General features: G+C 31.9%; 12 protein-coding genes. 5 read left to right on the top strand and 7 right to left on the bottom strand.

The genetic code is table 11. The features are described 5' to 3' along the window. The 4 genes from H8K90_RS15710 to H8K90_RS15695 all read left to right on the top strand — a co-directional run. The coding region (locus H8K90_RS15710) for a DUF7507 domain-containing protein (protein ID WP_186846942.1) at positions 1-2,893 on the top strand (2,893 nt) is incomplete at its 5' end. Positions 2,894-2,903: 10 nt separating this feature from the next. After that, a complete protein-coding gene (locus H8K90_RS15705) occupies positions 2,904-3,839 on the top strand; it encodes a PorP/SprF family type IX secretion system membrane protein (RefSeq protein WP_186846941.1) in 936 nt (311 codons plus the stop codon). A gap of 13 nt (positions 3,840-3,852) precedes the next feature. After that, positions 3,853-5,760, top strand: a complete 1,908-nt coding sequence (locus tag H8K90_RS15700) for an OmpA family protein (protein ID WP_186846940.1) — start codon at positions 3,853-3,855, stop codon at positions 5,758-5,760. Positions 5,761-5,880: 120 nt separating this feature from the next. After that, positions 5,881-6,603 carry a phytanoyl-CoA dioxygenase family protein gene (locus H8K90_RS15695; protein WP_186846939.1) on the top strand — a complete coding sequence of 241 codons (723 nt, stop codon included), beginning with the start codon at positions 5,881-5,883 and terminating at the stop codon, positions 6,601-6,603. A 57-nt stretch (positions 6,604-6,660) separates the two neighbouring features. On the opposite strand, the gene H8K90_RS15690 is transcribed toward H8K90_RS15695, so the two are convergent. Both H8K90_RS15690 and pdxH read right to left on the bottom strand, forming a co-directional pair. Beyond that, a complete protein-coding gene (locus H8K90_RS15690) occupies positions 6,661-7,158 on the bottom strand; it encodes a CAP domain-containing protein (protein ID WP_186846938.1) in 498 nt (165 codons plus the stop codon). 198 nt (positions 7,159-7,356) lie between these two features. Continuing rightward, complete coding sequence (pdxH, locus tag H8K90_RS15685) at positions 7,357-8,004, bottom strand: pyridoxamine 5'-phosphate oxidase (protein ID WP_186846937.1); 648 nt, start codon at positions 8,002-8,004, stop codon at positions 7,357-7,359. Positions 8,005-8,096: 92 nt separating this feature from the next. On the opposite strand from pdxH, the gene H8K90_RS15680 reads away from it, so the two are divergent. Continuing rightward, complete coding sequence (locus H8K90_RS15680) at positions 8,097-8,510, top strand: hypothetical protein (RefSeq protein WP_186846936.1); 414 nt, start codon at positions 8,097-8,099, stop codon at positions 8,508-8,510. Here the strand turns inward: H8K90_RS15680 and H8K90_RS15675 are convergent. From H8K90_RS15675 to pyrR, 5 genes are all read right to left on the bottom strand, one after another. Beyond that, positions 8,507-9,412 (bottom strand): ribonuclease Z, encoded by a 906-nt coding sequence (locus H8K90_RS15675; protein WP_186846935.1) that lies wholly within the window; start codon positions 9,410-9,412, stop codon positions 8,507-8,509. The genes H8K90_RS15680 and H8K90_RS15675 overlap by 4 nt on opposite strands. Before the next feature lie 11 nt (positions 9,413-9,423). After that, positions 9,424-9,855 (bottom strand): hypothetical protein, encoded by a 432-nt coding sequence (locus H8K90_RS15670; protein WP_186846934.1) that lies wholly within the window; start codon positions 9,853-9,855, stop codon positions 9,424-9,426. 1 nt (position 9,856) lies between these two features. Then, the gene (locus H8K90_RS15665; RefSeq protein ID WP_186846933.1) at positions 9,857-10,189 is read right to left on the bottom strand and encodes a ribonuclease Z; all 333 of its coding nucleotides are present in this window, start codon (positions 10,187-10,189) and stop codon (positions 9,857-9,859) included. A 3-nt stretch (positions 10,190-10,192) separates the two neighbouring features. Further along, a complete protein-coding gene (locus tag H8K90_RS15660) occupies positions 10,193-11,122 on the bottom strand; it encodes an aspartate carbamoyltransferase catalytic subunit (RefSeq protein WP_186846932.1) in 930 nt (309 codons plus the stop codon). A gap of 106 nt (positions 11,123-11,228) precedes the next feature. Then, positions 11,229-11,768, bottom strand: a complete 540-nt coding sequence (gene pyrR, locus H8K90_RS15655) for a bifunctional pyr operon transcriptional regulator/uracil phosphoribosyltransferase PyrR (protein ID WP_186846931.1) — start codon at positions 11,766-11,768, stop codon at positions 11,229-11,231. Positions 11,769-11,920 lie beyond the last annotated feature (152 nt).

Below are 11,920 nucleotides of genomic sequence, written 5' to 3'. Positions count from 1 at the left end.
CAACGATGATTTATTAGGTGGTGATATCACAGATACATTATCACTTGCTGGTGATAATGGCGATAACATCCTCGATCCTTCTGAAACTTGGATATTTACTGCACCAGATTATACTATTACACAAGCTGATGTTGATGCAGGTAATATTACAAACAATGTAACAGCAAATGGTTTACAACCTGATGGAACATCTACTGTTCAAGCTACTGATACTTATGTTATCGATGCTAATAATCCTGATGTAACACTTTGTGATGATGGTGGAATCGAAGTTGTAAAAGCAGCTTCTAGCCCAACTGCTGGTTGTGTTGGTGAAGGTGACCTTGTAACATACACATTTACTGTAACTAATACTGGTGATGTATCTATTAATTCTATTACTATAAACGATGATTTATTAGGTGGTGATATCACAGCTACATTATCACTTGCTGGTGATAATGGCGATAACATCCTTGATCCTTCTGAAACTTGGATATTCACAGCACCAGATTATACTATTACACAAGCTGATGTTGATGCTGGTAATATTACAAATAATGTAACCGCTAGTGGTTTACAACCTGATGGAACAACTACTGTTCAAGCTAATGATTCTTATGTTATCGATGCAAATAATCCTGATGTAACACTTTGTAGCGATTCTGGTATTGCACTTATAAAGACTGGTGTTTTCAATAATGATAATGGTAATGATTGTACTGAAATTGATGAAACAATTACATATACATTTACAGTAACTAATAATGGAGATATAGCATTAGGAAATGTAATAATAACAGACCCATTATTAGACAATGCAACACCTATAGTTAGTATTAACTTTGTTTCTGGTGACACTGATGGTGATAATCAATTAGATCCGACTGAAACATGGGTATTTAGTGCTACATATTTAGTCACTCAAACAGATATTGATGCTACTGAAGTAACTAATACCGCCACAGTAACTGCTACTGAAGTTGTGAATGGAACATCAGTAACTGCAACATCACAGACCACAACAGAATTAATTGAAGATACAACACCTCCAGATGTTTCAAACTGTAATGTTGTTGATGAAACTATTGAATGTAGTGGTACAGATAATGAAACAATCGCAAACAATTGGAATGCAACTAATATTTTAGATCTAGAGAATTGTGCAACAGATGCATGTGATAATAATATTACAATCACTTCAAACTATAATTTCGGAAACCTAGTTTCTAATTGTGGTGCAGGTGGTACAATTACTGTAATTTACACTTTAACAGATGCAACTGGTAATGCTAGCACTTTAGCTGCTACCCTTACACTCGAAGATACAATAGGACCAGATTTATCTGCATGTGCTGTTGCTGATGAAACTATAGAGTGTAATGGTAATGATAACGAAACTTTAGCAGCAGCATGGAATACTGCAAATATTGCTGCATTAGAAACTTGTGGTACTGATACTTGTGATCTTATTCCAACTAACTTAGTAACTTCAGATTATGACTTTACAAACTTAGTTCCATCTTGTGGAGCTGGTGGTATAATTACTGTTATTTATACGGTTGCTGATGATTGTGGTAACACGTCAACTTTAAGCGCAACATTGACAATAGAAGATACAACACCACCAACCTTCTCAGTACCTACTGATATTACTATAGAATGTGATGTAGATATTACTGACTTAAGTTTAACTGGTGATGTAACTGATGAGTCGGACGACTGTTCTAGTATTGCGCTAAATGCTACTTTTACTGATAGTGTTGTAGAAGGTAGTTGTCCTAATGAGTCTATGATAACTCGTACTTGGTCTTTAACTGATGAATGTAGTAATACAACAACTTTTGTTCAGACTATTACAGTGCAAGATACAACTGCGCCAACGTTTAATGAAACGTTACCTGCGGATACAAATGCAGAATGTGACAATGTTCCAACTGCAGAAACATTGACAGCTTCAGATAATTGTGGTACAGCAAATGTTTCATTTACCGAAGAAATAACAAATGGGGCTTGTGTTGGTGATTATATTATTGTTCGTACATGGACTGCAACAGATAGTTGTAATAATGAAACGGTACATACACAAATTATTACTGTTGAAGACAATACTGCACCAACTAGCGTTACGCCTTATGATGAAAACATAACGGTTGCTTGTGATGGCATTCCTACTAGGCCAGACTTAGTATTTGAAGACTCTTGTTCTAATGATATTAGTGTAGCTTATGATGAAGTTTCAACCCAAGAGAATGATTTTGAAGATTATCAAATCATAAGAACTTGGACCGTAATTGATGATTGTGGGAATGAAGCTGCCTTTACTCAAACTATAAATGTAGAAATAAGTAACGTTATTAATGTTATGGATGCAGAACGCTGTGTGCTTGATATAGAATTCGACTTATTTGATTTACTTTCTGGTGACTTTGACATGAATGGAACATGGAGTGTCGTTACAGGTAATACGACACTTAACGGAAGTTTCTTTGACCCATCAACAGCAGATGTTGGAGTGTATACATTTATGTACTCAATTACAGAAGGTCCATGTCCTAGAGAAGTAGAAGTTAATGTTACTATGGATGATGAATGTCTGGTTCTTCCTTGTAGTTCTGAAGATAATGTACTTATTTCTAAAACCGTAACTGCTAATGGTGATACCGTAAATGATGTTTTCACTGTTGAATTAATTGAGCAATGTGGTTTTGTAGTAGAGTTACAAATATTCAATCGTTGGGGAGCTGAGATTTACAAATCTAGTAACTACCAAAATGATTGGGGAGGTGAGGCACACGGATCTTCTGTAGGAAATTCTGGTAAAGTCCCAACAGGTACATATTATTATATCATAAATTTAAAAAATAGTGGTTTAGCACCAATTACTGGTCCTATCTACGTGGCAACAAATTAAAACTTAACCGATGAAAGTATCAAAATATATAAGTATTGCTATACTCTTTTTGAGTGTTTCTACTGCCTTTTCGCAGCAGTTACCTCAGTTTACGCAATATATGTTTAATACCATTTCTATAAATCCTGCTTATGCTGGTAGTAGAGAAACGCTAAGTATAGTTGGTTTACATAGAAGTCAATGGGTAGGATTAGAAGGTGGACCAGAAACTCAAACCTTATCAATTCATACACCATTACGTAATGAAAAAATGGGATTAGGTATTTCATTTATTAATGACAAACTTGGTTATGAAAACTTCTCGTACTTATATGCAGATTATTCCTATACGATTAAAACAAGTGAAAACACAAAATTAGCATTTGGTATCAAAGGAGGAATGACGCATTACACCTTAGATGAAGAATTACTTACCGATCCTTCTGTAGCAAATGACGATTTTTTTAATGATGTATCTAACCGTTGGAGCCCTAATGTTGGTGCTGGTTTTTATTTACACTCTCAACGTTGGTATGTTGGATTATCTGCTCCGAGAATTTTAAATACAGATTATAACAAAGGACGTCAAGGTACATTAGATTATATTGCTTTAGAACGTATTAGTTATTATTTAACTGGTGGTTATGTTTTTGATTTAAGCGAAAACACAAAACTGAAACCAGCCGTATTATTAAAAGCTACTAATGGAGCACCATTATCTTTTGACATTACTGCAAATTTCTTGTTCAATGATACATTTTGGATTGGTGGTGGATACAGAGTCGATCAAAACACCTCTGCTTTAGGAGCGATAGCAGATTTTCAGGTATCAAAACAATTAAGAGTTGGTTATGCTTATGAATTTCCATTTTCAGATTTAAGAGCTTATACTAGTGGTACACATGAAATATTATTAATGTTCGAAGTCTTTAAGAGTAAACGAATTAAATCGCCAAGATATTTCTAAAATGAAACGCATTATGAATACAAGAATATTAGTTATAACTCTAATTTTAATCAGTTCGTTATCTTATTCACAAACGAAATTGGCAGATAAGTTTTTTGAAAACTATGGCTATGTAAAAGCTATTGAATTGTATGAAAAAGTGGTTGAAAAAGGAAAAGCTGATGCGCATGTATTAACACGATTAGGTGATGCATATTATAATAATGCTAATTCCGAAAAAGCAGCCTATTGGTATAAAAAAGCGTTAGATGAATATTCTGATATAGATGCCGAATATATTTATAAATACATACAGTCACTTAGAAGTACTGGTAATTATAAAGAAGCTGACAAATGGTTTAAAGAATTAAGTGCTGCACAACAAGGTGATAGCAGACTTAAAGGCTACAATCCTGATGAAGTAGATATATATAGCAAACTTACTGCAAAGAGTGACATCATTGTAACTATAGAAAATTTACCTTTTAATTCTGAAAATTCAGATTTTGGAGCTTATGTTTTTAATGACATACTTTATTTCGCATCAGCAAGAGGAGAAGTAAAAAAAGTTTACAATTGGAACAAAGAGCCTTTTTTAGATTTGCTAGAAGTACAAATTGAAGATAATAATGACTTTCTCACTTTTGGTTCACCAAGCAAAATAAAAGGAGATAAAGTAAACACAGATTATCACGAAGCCTCTGTTGCTATCACAAATGATGGTAAAACTCTATACTTTACAAGAGATAATATTAACAAACGTAATAGGTTAAAATACGATAAAGAAGGGACTACACACTTAAAAATATATAGAGCATCATTGGTTAATAATCGGTGGACAAATGTTATAGAATTACCATTTAATGATGATGTGCACTCAACGGGTCATCCTGCATTAAGCCCAGATAATAAAACTTTGTATTTTGTATCTGACCGTGAAGGTGGTTTTGGACAAACGGATATTTATTCCGTAACTATCAATAATAGCGGAAGCTATGGAGAGCCAAAAAATCTTGGTGAAAAAATCAATACAGAAGGCCGTGAAATGTTTCCTTTTGTTGGTAAAGATAATACCTTATATTTTTCATCAGACGGTTATTTAAATTTAGGATTATTAGACATTTTTAAATCGAATATTCTAAAAGGCGATCGATCTGAACCTAAAAACTTAGGTGCACCTTACAATAGTGGTTATGATGATTTTGCCTTTTTTGTAGATTCAACAGGTTGTAAAGGTTATTTTTCTTCAAATAGACCAGAAGGAAAAGGTGGTGATGATATATATAGCTTTAATGCTGTAATATGTAAACAACAGCTTAAAGGTGTTGCCAAAGATGATCGAATAGATATGGAAATGGCAGGTGTAACTGTTCGTTTAATTGATGAAACTGGTAAAATTATAGAAGAAGTTATAACCGGAAAAGATGGTACTTACTCTTTTGAAATAGATTGTAATAAAACCTATAGCATAGTAGGAAGCAAACCAGATTATAAAGATGATAAGAAAGAACTTATCACTGCTTATGATAATGAAAAAGTAAATATTATTGATTTATCTTTAATACCATTAATAACCAATAACCAAATAGTAATAAATCCTATATTCTTTGATTTTGATAAGTCAAATATTAGGACAGATGCACAATATGAGTTAGAAAATATTGTCGATGTACTGAGAAAGCATTCTGACATGGTAATTAAAATTGAATCGCATACAGATAGTAGAGGTCGTGATAAATATAACATGAAACTATCTGATAAACGTGCTAAATCTACAAGAGATTATCTTATCTCCAGAGGCATCGAGGCACATAGAATTGAAAGTGCCATTGGTTATGGAGAAACTAAATTATTAAATAAATGTGCTAACCGTGTAAAATGTACAGAGGAAGAACATCAAGTCAATAGACGTTCTTATTTCTATATAGTAAGTGATTTTTAACCCTCGAAAATAATTTTAATGTAAAAAGCAAGCTCTAATGGGCTTGCTTTTTTTTATATTATTAAGTTAATCTTAAATTGTTTGCTTTATAAATTTTATCGTATAATTTTATAATAGATAATGAGTTACACTAGGAACATTAACGAACTTAAAAATATAGGTTATACTAAGTTAGATAACCTTTATTCTAAAGGCGAAATAAATGATATAACTAATTACATTGAAGCTTTTAATATAGCTAATAATTATATCCAAACAGCGAATCAGTTATTTGCTATTCGTCAGTTATTAAAAGTAATTCCTGGATTAAAAAAAGCTCTATCGAATAAAAACTTAATTCAATTATTAAATTTACATTTTGAATCTAATTATTTTCTAACCAAAGCCATATATTTTGATAAACCGCCAAATTCTAATTGGTTTGTGCCTTATCATCAAGATTTAAGTATATCAGTAACTACAAAAGCAGATATAGACGGTTATTCTAATTGGACTACAAAAAAGGACGTTTATGGTGTGCAACCTCCAATTAACATCTTAGAGAATACTATAACAATTCGAATTCATTTGGATGATACAACCAAGGATAACGGTGCTTTAAAAGTGGTTCCGAAGTCTCATAGTAACGGAGTCATTAGAAAGGGTTCTAAGTATTGGAATATGGACAAACAAGATATCTGCGAAATTAACAAAGGTGGTGTTATGCTTATGAAACCTTTACTGCTTCATGCATCTGATAGAACAATTAATAACCAAAGACGAAGAGTTATACATTTAGAGTTTAATTCTAATGAATTACCTAATCCTATAAAATGGTATGAATATGAAAAGTTTATTTCATAAAAAAAAGCCACATCACTGTGACTTCTTCTAATCTAACTAGTAAAATATAAAATCAGCTTAACGCTTAATAAAAATATTTGTAAAGTACCATTTTCCTGCATCGTTCTGTTCTGCTGATACATCAAAATCTGTGTAATCACCTTCTATATTATCTCTATGTTCTGGGCTATTTAACCAAGCATTAACTACAGATGCCGCAGAATTAAAGCCATAAGCAACATTTTCAGTTACTATATTAGCATCTGCATTAGCCTCTAGGCTTTGTTGTCTTAGAAAAAAGTTATCGTGAGATACGTGTTCTACTTGCACCATGTAGTCTGTATGCGTAAATGCAACTGCCTTTACAGTACTATGTTCGTTTAATGCATTTAAACCTTCATTAATTCTGTAGGCATTTATAAGTTCCATGATCTCAATTTCAATTTGTTTGGCTTGAGGTGCAACAGGTAGTTCAATAGCATTATTTTGGTCTTCTGCTAAGCTGTCTGTAGTGCATGAAGTAAAGCCTAAAAGAGCAACAATAGCCAGAAATGGCAAGAGTTTAGTCAATTTCATAAGTAGGTAATTTAGGTTTGGGATTACTAAATTAACAGCCTACTTAAAGTAAATCGTTAACAAAATGTTAAAATCGATTAAAAGCTTGTCGTTCGTCGATTTTTAATGTAAAACATCGATGAAATACATTGTTGAATTAAAAAAACGTGAATTATAACGTATAAATATATCGTTTTGTCGATAAATTAAAATCAGAAGTTATGGTGAAAGTCGATCTATCTTCCAAGAAAAATCTTCTTGTAATTGATAGCGAATTCGATCATGAAGTCTATTCGGTCTGCCTTGCCAAAATTCTAACTCAACGGGTTTTACAATATATCCTCCCCAATGTTTTGGGCGTTCTATCGTTTGACCTTCAAATTTATTTTCGAGTTGTTTTAATTTTAATTCTAACTCTTGTCTATCTGAGATAACCTCACTTTGTTTAGAGACTATGGCTCCAAGTTGACTTCCTCGAGGTCGCGATTCAAAATAACCGTCGCTAAGATTTTCAGATATTTTTTCAGCTTTTCCTTTAATAATTATTTGTCGCTCTGCTGCATGCCAAAAGAAGGATAAACAAACATTAGGATTATTTGCTATAGCTTTGCCTTTTTCACTATCATAGTTAGTATAAAATATAAACCCTTGATGTGTGTATTTTTTAAGTAGCACTACTCTACTTTTTGGGTAACCATCTAAACCAACTGTAGAAATAGTCATGGCATTTGTTTCATCTACATGGAAATGTGTATCTACTTCCATAAACCAATTACGGAATAATTCTATTGGATTTTCTGGTACATTATCCAATAGTAATTCACCTTTCTCATAAGATTTTCTGTAGTTACTTAGGTCTTTCTCCATAATACAACGAAATTAATTCTTTATTTTGTGTTTGTCAAAAAAAGTGTAGCTTTAACACTATTATTGACCCTAACTAAATTATTAACCCTATTATGCGCTTTGAAGATTCCCCTCTTTCAAAAACGCTTTCGTACAAAAAAATAATTTTAGATTTCGCAACAAAGTATTTGTTTGATGATTTCTTTATTATGGAAGTAAATGAAGGTGTACACTTTAACTCTGAAAAACTTAATTCTGTTCTCGATGAAATTAGAAATCATTATGGAGATCAAAAAAAATTAGCATACATCTCTAACCGTGTTAATTCTTACTCAATTGACCCTGTATTATGGGCTTATTTTGATAAAGATGACCGCATGTTAATAGCAGCATCTATTGTAAGTTATACAGATGCTACTTTTATGAGCGCTAATATTGAAAAACAATTATCTGCTATAAGCATGAAACGATCTAGAAGTTTAGAGGAAGCTATTGCTTGGGTTAAAAGATTATCTGAATTAAATTAGAAATCAAAGGTAACGCCATCTTTAGCAAGTAAAACGTTTTCAAAAATCGTTTCAGCTTCAAATTTAAACTCATCATAGCCATTGTAACGTGTTGAGTAGTGGCCTAAAATTAACGTTTCTACGTTTGCTTTTTTTGCTATCGTAGCGGCTTGTTTAGGAGTACTATGCTTAGTTGGTATACAAAGTGATTCATTTTTTTCTAAAAAAGTAGATTCGTGATATAAAATGGTAGCATCTTTTATAATGGGAATAATAGATTCTGTATAAGCTGTATCACTGCAATACGCATAACTTTTTGCTGGTAAAGGATCTTTGGTGACTCTTTCGTTAGCAATTAAAACTCCATTTTCATTCTCTACATCAAACCCTTGTTTTAATTTTCTAAAATAAGCCATATTAATGTGAGCTTCAGTTACAGCCTTAATATCTATTTTGCGTTCATTTTCTTTCTCTTTAAACAAAAATCCGTTCGTATATACACGATGTTCTAAAGGAATAGTATGCACTTCTACTTTGTCATCTTCATAAATTAACTCTGATGTTTTTGAGGTTAATTCATGAAAAATTAAAGGATAATTTGTCCAACCTTTAGATAATTTCATTTGAAGTGTTATTACTTCCTTTAAACCCTTTGGAGCATATATATGAAGCTCAGTTTCTCTAGTTAAAAGACTAAAAGTATTAACCAAGCCAACTAAACCAAAATAATGGTCTCCATGTAGGTGTGAAATAAAAATATGCTTAATTCTCGAAAATTTAACCTTATTACGTCGCAATTCTACCTGAGTACCTTCACCACAATCTATAAGAAACATATGGTTCTTAATTTCTAGGACTTGAGACGTAGGATTGGTATTAGTGCGTGGTGTTGCACTGTGGCAACCAAGAATTGTAAGTTTCAAATTTATTAAAATTAAGTAATTCTAAAATAACCTTTTATAAGTTCTAATTCCGTTAAAGCAGGATTTTTATTTGGTAGTTTTTTGAATATAAACTGCTTACCATTTTTCATTTTTGCAGTAATCTCAAAATATAACTCATCATTTTGATTTAGAAAGATATCTTCAACTTCTGACACACGAAATTTTTCAACCGTTTTTAGGGTTCCAAAAAAAATAGAATATATTTCTTTTATTAGAAATCCATTATGTATGGAAGTTCTATTTGATAATTTAATTAAACCAAGAAAAAATACAATAATGATGTAATAAATAATGTTGTTTAAAAACTCACTTTCAAACAATTCTTTTGTAGAAAATACAGGTACTAACGATAAAAAAAATAATAAAAATTGATAAATAACATCTAATATTTGATATTCATAAATAGTTAACCTGTCATTCATATTAAAACCCTAAATCGCGTTCAATATCTTCCATTTCTATAATATCATATGCTTCTTGTATGGTAGGTACAACTACTATTTCGTCGGGCATTTCATCTAAATTTGCTTTTTCTGAAACGACAACAAACGATTTTTTTTCTGAACGATGGTTATTACTTAATCGCAAAAATTCTACAATTTCCTCTAATGTTACTTTATCTAAACTAGATAATCTTACAATAAGATGATAGTTTTTGTACTTATCGTAAGCCTGTTCAATATTATTAACCAAAGTCTTTACTGATGCCTTTTCTTGGGCTATTATGGTAATGTTACCATCTCTATCTATAATCATGGCTTATTGTTTTATTTTTGATGCCAATAAATATATAACAGCCATCCTAACTGCTACACCATTTTCTACTTGATTTAAGATAATGGCTTGGTTAGAATCAGCGACATCACTTGTAATTTCTACTCCACGGTTTATTGGACCAGGATGCATAATTATGATGTCTTTATTTAAGCTATCTAACAATTCTTTATTAACACCAAATTGTTGTGTATATTCTCTTGTTGATGGAAAATAACTAATATCCATACGCTCGTTCTGTACGCGCAACATATTAGCAACATCGCACCATTCTAATGCTTTTTTAAGATTGGTTTCAACTTTTACTCCAAGTTCTTTTATATATTTAGGTAAAAGCGTTTTTGGTCCGCAAACCATTACATTGGCACCTTGTAATTGTAATGCATATATATTAGACAATGCTACTCTACTATGTAATATATCACCAACGATAACTACATTTTTTCCTTTTACAGATCCAAGTTTCTCTCTAATAGAATAGGAATCTAACAGCGCTTGTGTTGGGTGCTCATGGGCACCATCTCCTGCATTAATAATACTTGCATTAACATGTTTAGATAAAAACACACCAGCTCCAGGGTTTGGGTGACGCATTACTACCATATCTACTTTCATAGATAAGATATTATTTACAGTATCAATAAGCGTTTCTCCTTTTTTTACTGACGATTGCGAAGCTGAAAAGTTTATAACATCTGCAGAAAGTCTTTTCTCAGCAAGTTCAAAAGATAATTTAGTTCTGGTAGAATTTTCAAAAAATAAGTTGGCAATAGTAATATCTCTAAGTGAAGGGACTTTTTTAATTGGTCTATTAATAACTTCTTTAAACTGATCGGCAGTTTCAAAAATAAGATCTATATCTTGTTTAGTAAGATACTTTATTCCTAATAAGTGATTTACACTTAACTCGCTCATTCTTTATAGGCTTTTGGCTACTAGCTTTTGGCTTTTAGCAATTCACTTTTTTATCTGTTTTTTCAATTCGATTTCGAAATTAATTTCGGTTTCAAATCTAACTTAATCACTTATCAATTAAATACACCGAATCTTCTCCTCCATTTTCAACCCAATTCACTCTTACTTTTTGATTATCAATGGCATCTACTTGTCTTCCTTTATAATTTGGCTGTATAGGTAAATGACGACTAAAACGTCTATCGATTAAAGTGAGTAATTCAACATTTTTTGGTCGTCCAAAAGATTGGATGGCTGTTAACGCTGATCTTATACTCCGACCAGTGTATAAAACATCGTCAATAAAGACCACATTTTTATCTTCGACTATAAAATCTATCTTGGTAGTATTGGCCTCTAGGGGTTTGTCTCCTCGTCTAAAATCATCTCTAAAAAAAGTAATATCTAAATGCCCTAGTTGGATATTTTTAATCTTGTAGTCAGTAGCTAACATTTGAGCTAAACGATCTGCTAAAAATTTACCTCTTGGCTGAAGACCTATTAACACAGTTTCAGAAAAATCATCGTGGTTTTCAATGAGTTGACAAGCCAATCGATGAAGGATAATATTGACTTCTTTAGAGTTAAGTAATACTTTTTGACTCATAGTGCTTATAAGCATTGTGGTTTACAAAGTTAGGATAATATTTGTGGTTTGCAATAACTTTTATCGCAAAGGCATAGAGCCTCAAAGACAACAAATCTTAAGGCATAAAAAAAGCCTTTCTAAATGAAAGGCTTCTTTTTATTTCAAAAATT

The organism is Winogradskyella echinorum, assembly GCF_014297365.1.
GTDB lineage: Bacteria > Bacteroidota > Bacteroidia > Flavobacteriales > Flavobacteriaceae > Winogradskyella > Winogradskyella echinorum.
The sequence above is the reverse complement of the archived record's forward strand: the minus strand, read 5'-3'. Positions and strand labels throughout refer to the sequence as shown.